Source organism: Devosia beringensis (assembly GCF_014926585.1).
Lineage (GTDB): Bacteria > Pseudomonadota > Alphaproteobacteria > Rhizobiales > Devosiaceae > Devosia > Devosia beringensis.
In genome coordinates this window covers 3,722,695-3,737,897 of the sequence record NZ_CP045422.1, presented here as the reverse complement: position 1 = coordinate 3,737,897, position 15,203 = coordinate 3,722,695, and the positions used below count along the sequence as shown (strand labels likewise).

General features: G+C 63.7%; 11 protein-coding genes. 5 read left to right on the top strand and 6 right to left on the bottom strand.

Features of this window, described 5'->3' with window-relative positions; translation table 11 throughout:
• Window positions 1–280 precede the first annotated feature (280 nt).
• Window positions 281–2,026, bottom strand: a complete 1,746-nt coding sequence (gene argS, locus GDR53_RS18155) for an arginine--tRNA ligase (RefSeq protein WP_193335820.1) — start codon at window positions 2,024–2,026, stop codon at window positions 281–283.
• 30 nt (window positions 2,027–2,056) lie between these two features.
• A complete protein-coding gene (locus GDR53_RS18150; protein ID WP_193335819.1) occupies window positions 2,057–3,250 on the bottom strand; it encodes a deoxyguanosinetriphosphate triphosphohydrolase in 1,194 nt (397 codons plus the stop codon).
• 99 nt (window positions 3,251–3,349) lie between these two features.
• Here GDR53_RS18150 and GDR53_RS18145 point away from each other — a divergent pair, with 99 nt between their 5' ends.
• The 4 genes from GDR53_RS18145 to xth all read left to right on the top strand — a co-directional run bounded on the left by GDR53_RS18145 (window position 3,350) and on the right by xth (window position 6,829).
• The gene (locus GDR53_RS18145; protein WP_193335818.1) at window positions 3,350–3,700 is read left to right on the top strand and encodes a HesB/IscA family protein; all 351 of its coding nucleotides are present in this window, start codon (window positions 3,350–3,352) and stop codon (window positions 3,698–3,700) included.
• Between the two features lie 68 nt (window positions 3,701–3,768).
• Entirely contained in the window at window positions 3,769–4,878 is a 1,110-nt protein-coding gene (locus tag GDR53_RS18140) for a serine hydrolase domain-containing protein (RefSeq protein ID WP_193335817.1), read from the top strand.
• 5 nt (window positions 4,879–4,883) lie between these two features.
• Window positions 4,884–5,999, top strand: coding sequence for a serine hydrolase domain-containing protein (locus GDR53_RS18135; RefSeq protein WP_193335816.1), 1,116 nt, complete (start codon window positions 4,884–4,886; stop codon window positions 5,997–5,999).
• Between the two features lie 50 nt (window positions 6,000–6,049).
• Entirely contained in the window at window positions 6,050–6,829 is a 780-nt protein-coding gene (gene xth / locus GDR53_RS18130; RefSeq protein ID WP_193335815.1) for an exodeoxyribonuclease III, read from the top strand.
• Window positions 6,830–6,844: 15 nt separating this feature from the next.
• Here the strand turns inward: xth and GDR53_RS18125 are convergent, their stop codons facing one another.
• Complete coding sequence (locus GDR53_RS18125) at window positions 6,845–7,654, bottom strand: tetratricopeptide repeat protein (protein ID WP_193335814.1); 810 nt, start codon at window positions 7,652–7,654, stop codon at window positions 6,845–6,847.
• 887 nt (window positions 7,655–8,541) lie between these two features.
• Here GDR53_RS18125 and GDR53_RS18120 point away from each other — a divergent pair.
• Window positions 8,542–10,203, top strand: a complete 1,662-nt coding sequence (locus tag GDR53_RS18120; RefSeq protein WP_232846668.1) for an ABC transporter ATP-binding protein — start codon at window positions 8,542–8,544, stop codon at window positions 10,201–10,203.
• Between the two features lie 36 nt (window positions 10,204–10,239).
• On the opposite strand, the gene GDR53_RS18115 is transcribed toward GDR53_RS18120, so the two are convergent.
• The 3 genes from GDR53_RS18115 to GDR53_RS18105 all read right to left on the bottom strand — a co-directional run bounded on the left by GDR53_RS18115 (window position 10,240) and on the right by GDR53_RS18105 (window position 15,048).
• The gene (locus GDR53_RS18115; RefSeq protein WP_193335812.1) at window positions 10,240–11,250 is read right to left on the bottom strand and encodes a CorA family divalent cation transporter; all 1,011 of its coding nucleotides are present in this window, start codon (window positions 11,248–11,250) and stop codon (window positions 10,240–10,242) included.
• 8 nt (window positions 11,251–11,258) lie between these two features.
• The gene (locus GDR53_RS18110; protein WP_193335811.1) at window positions 11,259–14,015 is read right to left on the bottom strand and encodes a valine--tRNA ligase; all 2,757 of its coding nucleotides are present in this window, start codon (window positions 14,013–14,015) and stop codon (window positions 11,259–11,261) included.
• A 151-nt stretch (window positions 14,016–14,166) separates the two neighbouring features.
• Entirely contained in the window at window positions 14,167–15,048 is an 882-nt protein-coding gene (locus tag GDR53_RS18105; RefSeq protein ID WP_193335810.1) for a DUF2497 domain-containing protein, read from the bottom strand.
• Window positions 15,049–15,203 lie beyond the last annotated feature (155 nt).

Below are 15,203 nucleotides of genomic sequence, written 5' to 3'. Positions count from 1 at the left end.
AGGCACGGCGCCGGATGCAGAGCGCTGCACCGCGTCGCCAGGAATGCGCACTGGAACAAACTGGGCAGCCGGAACAGTCGGTCCGGATGGCTTTGCCCGCCGGTCGCCCTGCGCATCCTGCGCCATCAGCTTTGCCAGTTCAGCGATCAGATCGTCTGCGGCTTCGGATTGTCCGGCCATTGGCTACGATTTCGCCAGCATAAAGCAGCGCCCTCTAGATTCCTGAAACGGCGCCCACGATGGGCCATTTTGCCGGATTCAACACAGTAATACGCCCGAATTATGAAAGCTCCGTCGGTGCGGAGACGCCCAGAATGCCGAGCCCATTGACGATTACCTGACGGACAGCGTCGACCAAGGCGAGTCGTGCAAATGTAAGCTTTGGATCGTCATGGTTAACAAATCGTAACTGAACATCATCCTTACCCTTAGCCCAGAAGCTATGGAAGGCCGCAGCGAGGTCATGCACATAGAATGCAATACGGTGGGGTTCATGCGCAATAGCGGCGGCACTGACCGTGCGGGGCCAGGCGGCAAGTACCCGCACGAGGTCCAGTTCGGCCGGTGTGACGATGCGTTCGACCTCTGCCCCGACAAGGGCTTCCGGGGACAGGTCCAGCTCAGGCAGGTCGCGCGCCGCAGTCTTGAAGATCGAATAGGCACGGGCATGCGCGTACTGCACATAAAAGACCGGATTGTCCTTGGTCTGCTCTTTGACCAGGGCAAAGTCGAAGTCCATGGACGCATCATTGCGCCGATACATCAGCATGAAGCGGGTCGCATCGGCGCCCACTTCCTCGACGACGTCGGCCAGCGTGACCAGATCGCCCGAGCGCTTGCTCATCTTGAACGGCTCGCCATTCTTGAGCAGCCGCACCAGTTGGCAGATGCGCACATCCATGTCGGCGGCATTGAGCGAGACGGCCTTGGTGGCCGCCTGCAGGCGCTTGACGTAGCCGGAATGGTCGGCGCCGAGCACGTTGATCATGTGCTTGAAGCCGCGCAGATACTTGTTGCGGTGATAGGCGATGTCGGCGGCAAAATAGGTATAGGAGCCGTCTGACTTGATCAGCGCCCGGTCGGTATCGTCGCCATAATCGGTAGCCCGGAACAGGGTCTGCTCGCGATCTTCCCAATCCTCGGGCGTCTTGCCCTTGGGGGGCTCGAGCCGACCCTCATAGATCATGCCCATTTCGCGCAGCCAGGCCAGCGTCAGCTCGATGTCGCCGCCCTGCCCGTGCAGCTGCCGCTCGGAAAAGAACACATCGTGATGGATGCCCAGCAGGGCCAGGTCGGCCTTGATCAGTTCCAGCATAGCCGCCAGCACGCGCTCGCGCACGATCGCCAGCGCTTCCGCTTCCGGCTTGGCCAGCAGGGAATCGCCAAACTCGGCCTTGAGCGCCTGGCCCACAGGCACAAGATAATCGCCAGGATAGAAGCCGGGCGGAATGTCGATGGTCTCGCCCAGGGCCTCGCGATAGCGCAGCATAGTGGAGCGCGCCAGGGTATCGATCTGGCTGCCGGCGTCGTTGATGTAATATTCGCGCGTCACCTCAAAGCCCGAATAGGCCATCAGTGACGACAGCGTATCGCCGAAGACGGCGCCGCGGGTGTGCCCGACATGCATGGGTCCGGTCGGATTGGCCGAGACATATTCGATATTGACCGCTTCGCCGCCGCCCTGCGTGGAGCGGCCATAATCGGCGCCTTGCTCGGCAATGGAGCGCAACACCTGGTGCCAGATCGGCGCATTGAGGCGGAAGTTGATGAAGCCGGGACCGGCGACTTCCACGCTGGCAACGTCGCCATCATGCTTGAAATGCTCCAGCAGCGCATTGGCTACCTCGCGCGGATTCTTGCCTAGCGGCTTGGCCACGACCATGGCAGCATTGGTGGAGAGGTCTCCATGGGCAGGATCGCGCGGCGGCTCGACCACGATACGGGCCAGCAGATCGGCGCCCACTTCGGGGTAGAGGACATGCATCGCATTGGCGACGCGCGCGGAAAACAGAGCGAAAACGTCCATGATAGACCTGACTATTAAAGTGCGCCGGGGTTAACGGAATTCCGGGCGAGCGTCAAACAGCCGTGCATGTTCGGCCAGGGCATAGGGATCGGTCATGCCGGCGATGAAATCGGCGATGATGCGGGCCAGTTCGGAATCCGTGCGAGCGGCGCGCGCTGCCACGCCCCAGCGGCCGGGCAGATCGCGGCTGTCGAAGTAGCGGGCAAACAGGTCCAGCACCAGCTGCTCGCTATTGCGCACCGACACCATCACCGATTCATGGCGGTAGACCCGCGCAAACAGAAAGCTCTTGAGCCCATCCACGGCGGCGGCCAGCTGCGGCGAAAAGGCGACCAGCGTCCGCCCCGCCATGCGCACGTCTTCGGCTGAAGTGACCCCGGCCACGTCGATATTGGCGGCGGTGGTGGATATGACGTCCTCGATGCTGCGGGTGATCAGCCGACGCTGCACCTCATGAGCCTGTCGCTTGGGCACAATATCGGGATAGCGATCGAGGACCTCGCGCACGATGGGCCCGGCAAAGGGCACGTCGAGCAGGTCAGTCAGCGTGATCAGCCCGGCGCGCAGGGCATCATCGACGTCATGGGCATTGTAGGCGATGTCGTCGGCAATGGCGGCGGTCTGGGCCTCGAGCGAGGCAAAGCTGGACAGGCGCAGGTCGGCACAAGCGGCAATGTCGTCGAGCCCGGCCGGGAGCCCCTCTTCGGCATACTTGCCATAGGGTGTGCCGTCACGATTGGTCAGCGGGCCATTGTGCTTGAGAATGCCCTCAAGTGTTTCCCAGGTGAGGTTGAGCCCGTCATGCTCGGCATAGCGGTTCTCCAGCCGGGTGACGACGCGCATGGCCTGGATATTGTGGTCAAACCCGCCATAGGGCGCCATGGCCGCATGCAGCGCCCGCTCACCGGCATGGCCGAACGGGGTGTGGCCAAAATCATGGGACAGCGCGATGGCTTCGGCCAGGTCTTCATTGAGATGCAGCGCCCGGGCCATGGAACGGGCCATCTGACTGACTTCGAGCGTATGCGTCAGCCGGTTGCGGAAATGGTTGCCGTCATGCTCGAAGAACACCTGCGTCTTGTGCTGCAGGCGCCGAAACGCGGTCGAATGGATGATGCGATCCCGGTCGCGCTGGAACTCGCTGCGGGTCGGGCTGGGCCCGGCGCCATCGATGCGGCCAAGGGAATGCTCGGGTTTGGAAGCGTAAACCGCAGTATCGCTCATCGTTGATGACAACCCAATCTTTTGGCCCTTTTCATTTCCGGCAGGAGTTACTATTTTAGCCTGACCGTTATGACATTACGAAACGGCACTGGAATCCTTATGACCGAAACCGCCCTCGCCCCGACCCAAGTCGTGCTCACCGACAGCGCCGCCAAGCGCGTGTCGCGAATCCTGGCCAAAGAGGCCGAAGGCACGGTGCTGCGCATATCGGTGGCCGGCGGCGGCTGCTCGGGTTTTCAGTATGAATACAATCTCGTACAGGAAAAGGCCGGCAGCGGCGATATCGTTCTGCAAAAGGGCGATGCCGTGGTGCTCATTGATTCCATGAGCCTGGAATTCATGGGCGGCTCGGAGATCGACTTCGTCGACAGCCTGATCGGGCAGGCCTTTGAGATCCGCAATCCCAATGCTGTCGCGTCCTGCGGCTGCGGCACCAGCTTCGCCGTCTAAAACTTCCATACCAGGCAGACAGAGGCTATCGGCCGCTCTATGCTCCGGGCAAAAACCGGAGCCATGTCATGGATTTGCAGACCCGCCTCGACGAGATCACCAGCACGGCCATCGCCAAGGGAACGCTGGTTGGCGGCGCGGTCATGGTGGCACAGGCCGGACGCAGCCTTTATCGGCACAGCTTCGGACTGGCTGATCGGGAGGCCGGACAAAAAGCTGACTTTGACACGATCTACCGGCTGGCCTCGCTGACCAAACCGATGGTGTCGCTGACGGCGCTGGCGCTATGCGACGCAGGCAAGCTATCGCTCGAAGATGCGGTAGCCGACCACCTACCCTATTTCACCCCGCGCTATCAGGGAACGACCCCCACCATCCGCATCCGGCACCTGCTGACCCATACGGCCGGGCTGAGCTACAATTATGCGCCCGAGTCTGGCGTGGCGACCGGGCTGGCCGATGACAGTCTCGACTACGAAACCAACTTTGCCCGCCTCGCCGCGCAGGAGCTGCGCTACGAGCCCGGCACGCGCTGGGAATATTCGGTTGCCATCGACGTGCTCGGCGCCGTGGTCGCCAAGGCGTTCGGCGGCACGCTGGAAGAGGCCGTCGCGCATCTGGTCACCCGCAAGCTGGGCATGGCGGACACCGCCTTCCACATCACGGACCGCACCCGGCTGGCAGCGAACTATGCCAATACCGCAGCGGGACCCTTGCCCATGGGCGACCACTACCGGCATCGCAATGCGGATGGCACGACAGTGCTGTTTTCGCCGTGCCGGGCATTTAACCCCGCTGCGTTCCAGGCCGGTGGCGCCGGCATGGTGGGCACGCCCGACGACCTGTTCAACTTCTTCGACCAGATACGGGCCGGCGCCCCGGCGATTCTGCGGCCCGAGACCTTTGCCCTGGCAGCGCGACCGCAGACCGGCGACGTGTTCCGGACGCCCGGCTGCAAGTTCAGCTATTTCTCCGACATCATCGTCGATCCCGTTGCCGCCGGGACGCCAGAAAGCGTGGGCACGCTGGGCTGGGGCGGCATCTATGGCCATTCCTGGTTTGTCGACCGAGAACGCGAACTGACTGTGCTGATGATGAGCAATACCGCGCCAGCCGGCGTCGACGGCGCCTATGTCGATGCGGTGCGCGACGCGGTCTATGCCGGATTGAAGGACTGACGGCCATGGATATCGAACAGGCACTGAACGGGGTGGTATCACGGGCGATCGCCGAGCGGCGGATCGTTGGCGCGGTGCTGCTGGTGCACAAGGACGGTCGCCCGCTCTATGAAAAGGCGCATGGCCTGGCCGACCGGGAGGCCGGGCGGGTGATGACGATCGACACCATCTTCCGCTATTCGTCCCTGACCAAGCCGATCGTCGCCGCGACCATCCTGGCACTGTTGGACGAAGGCAAGCTGCGGCTGGATGACCCGGTGACGCGCTACCTGCCGGCGTTCCGGCCGAAGCTGGCGGATGGCAGCGCGCCCGAGATCACCATCCATCACCTGCTTACCCACACATCGGGCCTGCGCGCCGATTCGATCATGACACCGGCCGAGCAGGCGGCAGGGCTCAATCGCTGGCATCTCGGGACGGACGCGATCATGGCGCGGTTGGCCGGGCTCGGCCTCGCCTTCCGGCCGGGTTCCAGCTGGGCCTATGGGCCCTCGATCGACGTCTTGGGCGTCATTGCCGGGCAGCTAAGCGGCGGCATGCCCGGCGACGCCATAGCGCAATACGTAACCGGCCCGTTGCGGATGCAGGATACAATGTTCGGCGTCACCGACCTGGGACGGCTGGCGGCGGCCTATGCCGATGGTCCGAACGGCGCAGTGCTGATGGGTGATCCGCATAGCGTGCCCAACGCCTGGGGCGGCATGACGACCTATGATCCGGGCCGGATCCTCGACGGCCACGCCTTTCACTCCGGTGGCGGGGGCGCGGCGGGCACCGGCGCCGACTTCATGCAGCTGCTCGAGACGCTGCGCAGCGGTGGCGGGGCCATGCTGCGGCCGGAAACCGTGGCGCTGGGCCTGGCAAACCAGACGCCGCAGCTGGCCCAGGCCGTGGGCCCAGGCCTGCAGTTCAGCTACTTTGGCGCCTTTGTCGACGATCCGCTGGCTGCCGGACTGCCGGCGGCGCGGGGCACCGTGCGCTGGGGCGGCATCTATGGGCACAACTGGTGGATCGACCCGCAGAACGGGCTTTGCGTGGTGTCGATGAGCAATACCGGCCTTGAGGGCAGCGATGGCGCCTACCGTGCGGCGGTGTATGAAGCGGTTTATGCTGGCCTCTAGTGTTGCCCCCTGCCCGCAGGACAGCTAGTTTTCGCGCAACGGAGACCGTCATGCGCATCGCCACCTGGAACATCAACGGCATCAAGGCCCGCCTCGACATCCTGCTGACCTGGCTGGCGCAGGAAAAGCCCGACATCGTGGTGCTGCAGGAAATCAAATCGGTCGACGAGACCTTCCCCCGGGCCGAGATCGAGGCGCTCGGCTATAATCTGGAAACCCACGGCCAGAAGAGCTGGAACGGCGTCGCCATCCTGTCGCTGCTGCCCTTCGACGAGGTGACGCGCGGCCTGCCCGGCGACGACAGCGACGAGCAGGCGCGGCTCATCGAGGGCGTATTCTCGGTGGATTCTGGCGCCATCCGGGTCTGCGGCATCTATCTGCCCAATGGCAACCCCGTCGACAGCGAAAAATTTCCCTACAAGCTGGCCTGGATGCGGCGGTTGGAGGCCTATGTTGCCGAGCGCCTGCTGCTCGAAGAGCCCTTCGTCCTGCTGGGCGACTTCAACCTGATCCCGGCGCCGATCGACGCGCACGATCCCCAGGCCTGGTGGGGCGATGCGCTCTATCGGCCCGAGAGCCTTGAACGCTTCCGCACCCTGACAAATCTGGGCCTGACCGATGCGCTGCGGGCCGTCACGGCCGAGCAGGCCTTCACCTTCTGGGATTTCCAGGCCGGCGCCTGGCGGCGCAATGCCGGCATCCGCATCGATCACCTGATGCTGTCACCGCAGGCGGCGGACCGGCTCAACGACGTGCGCATCCACAAGGATGTGCGCGGCTGGGACAAGCCGAGCGACCACGTGCCGGTGGAAGGCCAGTTCAGCTTCTAGGCTGCAAGCGCGGGATCAGAACCCGGCGAACTGCGGCGCGATCGAGCGCGCCAGAGCGGCGGCCTCGTCCTGCTGTTCGGGGGTGGACAGCGACTGGGCGTGCATCAGCTTTTCGTCGACCCAGGCGGCGTCACCAGTGCCGGCGCAGCGGTCATGGGCAATACTCAGCCACATCAGGCCCTCGACCGGCTGGGCCTCGATGCCTTCGATGCCCGTGAACAACATATCGCCAAGCTGGGCCTGGGCCGGACAATGCCCCTTGCGGGCCGCCAGCGAGAACCAGCGCGCGCTCTGCAGCGGGCTCAGACCGAGTTCATCTTCCTGCAGATAGAGCAGGCCAACGCGGTATTGCGCGTCGGCATCACCGAAATAGGTAGCGGCATGCAGCAGCAAGGCATGGGAGCGGTTGGCATCGGCGGGAATGCCCGCGTCGGGCAACCCTTCCTTGTAGTAGTCGCCCACCTTGACGAAGGACCGGGCCACGATATCGGCCTCGACGCCCTTGGGGGCGGCATCGGCGTGCTGGTTGGCGATCTGGGCAAAAAAGCCGAACGCCTTGACCGGATCACGGGCCACGCCCTCGCCATTCTCATACATCGTGCCCAGTTGCCACATGGCCATGGGCTGGCCGGCATCGGCGGCATCCTGCAGCGCGGCCAGCAATTCACCGCTGGATACGCCTCCACCTGCCCCGTCGAGCATGTTGGCCATGTTCAGGGCGGCGTCAGCCGCCGTCTGTGCGTGCACGGGCAGGATCGAGGCCGACAGGGCCAGGATGGCTGCGATCGTCACGGAAATCAGGGAATGGTCCCTAATGGTCCGCATCGTACTCCTTTTACCCACGCTGGCGCAGGTGGTGTTCGTTTCGCCGGCCCGGACATCCGGGCGACGAATTTGTGATGGGGTCGGCGCCGGCACCTGTGCCAGCCTCCGCGACGAGTCTGCTGGCTTGGATTGGCGCCGGAAGGACTCTGTTAAGAATTTGTTAAGCCGCGTTTGTGACCGCATTGAAGCAAGCCCGATCACGAGATCGCGCGGGCTGCTGGTAATGCTGGAAATGACAGGGCGCTGCAGGACAGCGATCATATCGGTCACGTCGACGTCTGGCCTCCCAACCTTTTCCCAGCCCCGGCCTGCATTGAAATGCAGACACTCGGACTATCCCATCGGCTTTGGCGTGGTGCGGGTGAAGACGAAACGAGCTGATGCTCCAGAACGCCTTTGGCCACCCGCCCCGGATGCCTCAGCGAGATCGGTTTAGGATGAGATTGTGGCGACAAACATCGCCAAATGGTTGCCGCCGGGCGTAGCAAATCGGATTCACCGATGTTGTTGCCGAATCGTCACAGAACAGGCCCAGGCTCTGTGTCCGACGGAGCACAACCACCGGCAAAGCCCACTGGCAACGGTTGTCGGCGCCCAACGGGCTGGCCATAGTTGGCGACGCAACACGTCACACAGGGAGTGCAAGATGAAAACCATGTCCGAAGCCGCAGCCGTCAAACATCAACCGGACATGACACCTCATGCACTTTCAATTTCCCTGGACGGGAGCGCCAGCCGACGGGCGCCGTAGTCCACTTCTCAGCAAACTCTTCCAAACCAAAACCGACGAACCTGCTGTAGTCGCGCGGCGGCGAGCGCGGGCGCGGAAGTTTGTCTCCTACTATCGCCCGCACATCCCCCTGTTGCTTGCCGACCTGGGCTGCGCCATGCTCGTCGCCGCCTCAGCTGTAGCCTTGCCGCTATGCGCCAGTTACCTCACCGCCCACCTCGCCGAACTCTCGGGCACCGGTGACGGGTTTCGCCAAATCCTCTTCGTCGGCGCCATCATGGTGGGCGTCTTCCTCGTCGAGGCGGTGGCCACCTTCTTTGTCGACTATCAGGGCCACATGATGGGCTCGCGCATCGAAGCCGACCTGCGGCGCGAACTGTTTGCGCATTGCCAGAAACTGTCCTTTGCCTTTCACGACCGCAACAAGGTCGGGCAATTGATGAGCAGGATCACCAACGACACCTTCGCGCTGGGCGAGCTGTTCCATCACGGACCGGAGGACCTGGCCATCGGCCTGCTCAAGATGGCCGGCGCGCTGACCATCCTGTTCCTGATCGACCCGATCGTGGCGGGCATGATCGCTGCGATGATCCCGCTCGCGGTGGTCTATGCGCTCTATTTCAACCGCCGGATCGGATTGGCGTGGCTGGGCAACAAGGTCCGCATCGGCACCATCAATGAGCGTGTCGAGGATGGTCTGGCCGGCATCAGGGTCGTGCAATCCTTCGGCAACGAGGCGCTGGAACTGGCCCAGTTCGACGCGGCCAATCAGGGCTTTGTCGAGAGCCGCCGCGACGGCTACCGCAATGAGGCCTGGTTCTCGGTGGGCATGGAAGGCTTTGCCCAGATCGTCACGATCTGCGTCATCGTCGCGGGCGCCCTGCGTATCGTCGCCGCCGACCTGACGACCGCGGAACTGCTGACCTTCCTGCTCTGCGTCGGGGTGCTGATCGATCCCGTCCGGCGCCTCGCCAATGTGGTGCGGGTCTGGCAGGAAGGTCATACCGGCTTCGTGCGGGCCATGGAAATTCTCGAGCTGCAGCCCGAGATCATCGATCGCCCCGGCGCCCGGCCCCTGCGCCCCGTGACCGGCGCCATCGCCCTCCGCCATGTCAGCTTTGCCTATCACGGCGATGGTCCACCGGTGCTATCCAACCTGTCCCTGGACATTGCCCCGGGCGAGTTCGTCGCCATTGTCGGCCCGTCCGGCGTCGGCAAGAGCACGCTCTGCGCGCTTATTCCGCGGTTTTACGAGGTCAGCAGCGGGGAGATCCGCATTGACGGCCAGGATATTCGCGACGTGACCCTGGCCTCGCTACGCGCCAGCGTGGGCGTGGTGGCGCAGGACGTGTACCTGTTTGCCGGCAGCGTGGCGGAGAACCTGCGCTATGGGCGGCCCGAGGCCAGCGACGCCGAGATCGTCGCAGCGGCCAGGTCAGCCCATGCGCATGACTTCATCATGGCGCTGCCGCGTGGCTATGACACCGATATCGGCCAGCGCGGCGTCAGGCTGTCCGGCGGGCAGAAGCAGCGGCTGACCATAGCCCGGGCCTTTCTCAAGGATCCACCGATCCTGATCTTTGACGAAGCCACCAGCGCGCTCGACAATGAAAGCGAAGCTGCGGTGCAGCAGGCGCTACAGTCCCTGGCCCGGGGCCGCACCACCATCGTCATCGCCCATCGGCTGTCGACGGTGCGCCATGCCGATCGCATCGTCGTGCTGACGGAGCAAGGCATTGCCGAAGAAGGGTCGCATGACGCGCTGATGGCCGCGGGGGGCTACTATGCCCGCCTGCACCAGGATCGGGCCAGCATCTGAGGCAAGGGGTCCGGGCGCATAGCGCCCGGACCCCTACTACAGCCAGCGGCGCCCGCGCATCCACCAGACAATGCCCAGCGCCAGCACGAACAACATGGCGCACACTGTCCAGAAGGCATGCGATGCGCCGGCCAGGGGTATGCCCTCGACATTCATGCCCAGCGCGCCGGTGATCAGGGTCAGGGGCATGAAAACGACGGTGACCGCAGCCAGGATCAGCATGGTGCGGTTCATCTGCTCGGCCCGTGCATCAATGATCTGCTCATGCACCAGCACGGCGCGCTCAGAGAGCGACTGCAATTCGTCGCCGATCCGGGCGGTGCGGGCCGAGGCTTCGCGCAGCCGCAGACGATCGCGGGCGGTAAAGAAGCTGAGATCCTCGATTTCGAGCGTGTTCAGCAGATCGCGCTGTGGCCAGACGATGCGGCGGAAATTGATGAGATTGCGGCGCAGGTCGGCCAGTCGTGCACTGGCCTTGGGATTGTTCTGCAGGATCAGCCCTTCCTCGATACCGTCGAGGCGATTGCCAAGCATTTCCACGAGCGGCTCAAGGCGATCGGCGGCCCGCAGGCCCATCCGCGCCACCAGGTCGGCCGGCGAGATCGGCGCATGGTGCGACGAAATCCAGTTGGTGACGCCCACGAAATCCAGAATGTTCAGTTCGGAAGCGATGATCACCCGCCCCTTTTCGATCCAGATGGTCAGCAACTGGCGACCCATATCGTCCGGCTCGGCACCGGGACGCGCCACCCGCATCACCACCATGGCCCGGTCCTCGACCACCGTGCAGCGCGAGCGCGTGCTGGGCACGGTCAGCAGATCGGCATTGAAGGCGCCCAGCTCTTCCTTGAGCCAGACCTTGAATTCGGGGGATTTGGAATTGCCGCAGACAAGCTTGAAGCCCCGCGCCGGCACGGCTGGCTCGGCCGCGCTGGGTTCGTGACGCACCGCGCCGCCGCGGCCGTCAAAGACCAGCACGGCGCCAACGCCGACCATGCCGTTGTCGACATGTCGGGCGGGTGGCTCGCGTGGGATGGTATCGTCCATGGGCGTTCTCAACTCAGCCGCTTGAGGGCCTCGGCGATATGGTGACGCCGTTCGATGGCGGCTTCGCGTCGGGCTTTTTGCTCCTCGATCACCTCGGGCGGTGCCTTTTCGACGAACTGCTCATTGCCCAGCTTCTTGTCGATCTGGGCAACCTCGGCATCAAGCTTGTCGACTTCCTTGGAGAGCCGCGCCTTTTCGGTCGGGATGTCGATGAACTCGGCCAAAGGCAGCGCCCAGGTGGCCTCGCCGACGACGAACTGCGCCGACTCGCCGGGCACATCGGCCTGGGGCGTGATGTCTTCGAGGCGGGCCAGCCGCGTGATCAGCGAGGTACCGGCCACCAGACGCCGCAACGTCGTTTCACTGGCGCCAACCACCACCAGCGACAGCTTGGCACTGGCGGGAACATTCATCTCGCTGCGCACCGACCGGACATTGTTGATCACGTCGATCAGCCAGGTGAGATCGGCATCGGCGGCCGCGTCCTCGAGGCCCGCCAGATCCGGCCAGCGCGTCAGGATCAACATGTTGTCGCGCGGCGTGCCGAACTTGCCGGTCTCGGCCCAGAGCTCTTCAGTGACGAAGGGCATGAACGGATGGAGGATCGTCAGGATCTGGTCGAGCGCCCATGCGGCAGTGGCGCGGGTCTCGACCTTGGCAGCCTCGTCCTCGCCCATGAAGACAGGCTTGGCGAACTCCACATACCAGTCGCAGAACGTGCCCCATGTGAAGTCATAGGCGGCATTGGCGGCTTCGTTGAACTTGTAGTCGGCGATGCCCTGGGTCACGGCAGCAGCACCGCGCGCGGTGGCCCCGACGATCCAGCGGTTGAGCGGCAGCTTGTTGGCGCGCGGGTCATAGCCCTCGACGCGGCGGCACTCGTTCATCTCGAGGAAGCGCGCAGCATTCCAGATCTTGGTGACGAAGTTGCGATAGCCCTCGACGCGGCTCATGGAGAGCTTGATGTCCCGCCCCTGCGCGGCCATGGCGGCCAGGGTGAAGCGGGTGGCGTCTGCGCCATACTGGTCGATAAGCTCAAGCGGGTCGATGACATTGCCCTTGGTCTTGCTCATCTTCTGCCCCTTTTCGTCGCGGACCAGGGCATGCATGTAGACCGTGTGGAACGGCTCTTCCTTGAGGAATTCGAGCCCCATCATCATCATCCGGGCGACCCAGAAGAAGATGATGTCAAAGCCGGTGACCAGCACGTCGGTAGGGTAATAGCGGCGCAGTTCGGCCGTCTCGTCCGGCCAGCCAAGGGTCGAGAACGGCCAGAGAGCCGAGGAGAACCAGGTATCGAGCACGTCTTCGTCGCGCTTGATGATGGTGGCTGCGCCATAATGCGCGTCGGCTTGGGCCTGGGCTTCGGCTTCGCTGGCGGCGACAAAGGCGTGATTGTCCGGACCATACCAAGCCGGGATCTGGTGACCCCACCAGAGCTGGCGCGAAATGCACCAGGGCTTGATGTTCTCCAGCCAGGCAAAATAGGTGTTCTCATATTGCTGCGGCACGAACTTGGTGCGGCCTTCGCGGACGGCGGCCATGGCGGGCTGCGCCAGCACGTCGGCCTTGACCCACCACTGGTCGGTCAGAAAGGGCTCGATTACGACGAGTTTGCTCTTCTCGTCATGCGGCACCATGATCTTCTTGTCCTCGATGTGATCGAGGCCGCGGGTGGGATCTTCTTCGGCCAGCGCCGTCAGGTCGGCGACGATCGCCTTGCGCGCGGCAAAGCGGTCGAGACCGCGATAGGCGCCCGGGATGAACTCATCCGAGATGATCGCACCATTGGTGGTGAAGACATTGATCTGCTCGAGGCTGTTGCGGACGCCCACCTCGAAGTCGTTGAAGTCATGCGCCGGGGTGATCTTGACCGCGCCTGTGCCCAGAGCAGGATCGGCATACTCGTCGGCGACGATGGGAATCCGGCGCCCGACCAGCGGCAGGTCGACGAACTTGCCGACCAGCGACGCATAGCGCTCGTCTTCCGGGTGCACGGCAATGCCGCTGTCGCCCAGCATGGTCTCGGGGCGCGTGGTGGCGACGATGATGTAGTCGCGGGTTTCCGTGCCGGTAACGTTGCCCTCTTCATCCTTGACCGGGAACTGATAGGTGACGCCATCGGCCAGCGGGTAGCGCAGGTGCCACATATGGCCCTTGATCTCGATATTCTCGACCTCGAGGTCGGAAATGGCGGTTTCGAGACCGGGATGCCAGTTGACCAGGCGCTTGGCGCGATAGATCAGGCCACGATCATGCAGCTCGACAAAGACCTTGGTGACAGCACGAACCATCTGGTCGTCGGCCGCGCCGTTTTCGCCCATGGTGAAGCGTTCGCGCGAGAAGTCAGCCGAAGCGCCCAGGCGCTTGAGCTGGTTCATGATGGTGCCGCCGCTTTCCGCCTTCCACTCCCAGATGCGCTCGACGAATTTCTCGCGGCCCATCTCGCGGCGGCCGGGCTGCTGGCGTTCCATCAGCTGGCGCTCGACGATCATCTGCGTGGCAATGCCAGCATGGTCTGTACCCGGCTGCCAGAGCACATCCTTGCCCAGCATGCGGTTGAAGCGGACCAGGATGTCCTGGATCGTATTGTTGAGTGCGTGGCCAATGTGCAGGGAGCCGGTGACATTGGGCGGCGGGATGACGATGGTGAAGGTCTCGGCGCCGGGTGCGGCACCTGCCCCGGCGGCAAAGGCCTTGGCCTTGAGCCAGTCGGCATAGACGCGGTCTTCGACGGCGCCGGGCTCATAGGACTTTTCAAGCATTGGTCACTCGCAACAACAGCGACCCGCCAACGGACCTTCTCGATGGAGAAGACCAGACGGGTCGGACAAGGTTTGGGGAGACTTCAAGCAAATGCGCGATGCGGGGTCAACCGTATCGCGCATGGCAGGGCATCAGAGATGACGGAACAGGCTATTCGCCGCGAGAAACCCGGGCGATTTCCTTTTCCACCATGCGCTCGACAACGGATGGCAGGTTTTCGTCCAGCCATTCCTTGAGCATGGGCCGCAGCATGTCGCGCATCAGCGACTCGATGGTGGCGCCGGTATTGCCCAGGCCCAGGCCGTTGAGCTTGGTCATCGAACTGCGCACGGCAGCCTGTGTCGTCGGCTCGAGCAGTTGTGAGGCCATGTCAGCCGACAGACTCGCATCGGGCATAGCAGCCGGCTGCACCGCGGCAGGCGATGCGGGCGGGTCAAAGCTGGCAATCTCTGCATCGGCATCAAAGGAGATTTCGGCCGCAGGCTCCGGGTTGAACTCGGGAATGTCGAAACCGGCTTCGGCCTCGGGCTCCGGCTCCGGGTTGAAACTGGGGAGATCGAAATCCATGCCGGCCATCAGCGATTCCGGCTCAGGCTCGGGAGCCGGGGCCGGTTTGGCCTTGGCAGCCACGGGCTTGGGGTCGGGCGGGATGACCCGCTGCACAGGGGGGGAGAACGAGGGGAGATCGTCGTCATCATCGGCGGCGGCGGGCGCAAAGCTGATATCCTCGGGATCGACCAGCATCGGCGCGGCAACGGCCATCGGATCGTCCTCTTCCACCGGCGTATCTGCCAAGATGGAATCAAAGCTGAAGCCTTCAATGTCATCGTCGCCGCCATCGTCCACGATCTGCGACGGGCTGAGGGCCAGTGGTTCGATATCGCCGAGCATATCGCTCAGGTCGCGGTCAGCCGCATGGGCGGGAGCGGCCTGCATCGGATCGGCTGCCGCCAGGCTGGCGGCCCGGCGTGGAACCCCGGAGGCATCATCGTCGGCGATGATCTGCCGAATGGACGACAGAATTTCATCCATTGAGGGTTCTTTGGGTGCCGGCTTGTTCATAGGTGCCTCTTACTCATGCGCTCCGAACCGGAAAAACGGCCCCCGCAAACGCGGCCAAACCCTGATTCGTGAACAACAGCTTAGACCGGACAGCAAATTTTAGGAATCACGGACCTGCCGATAGC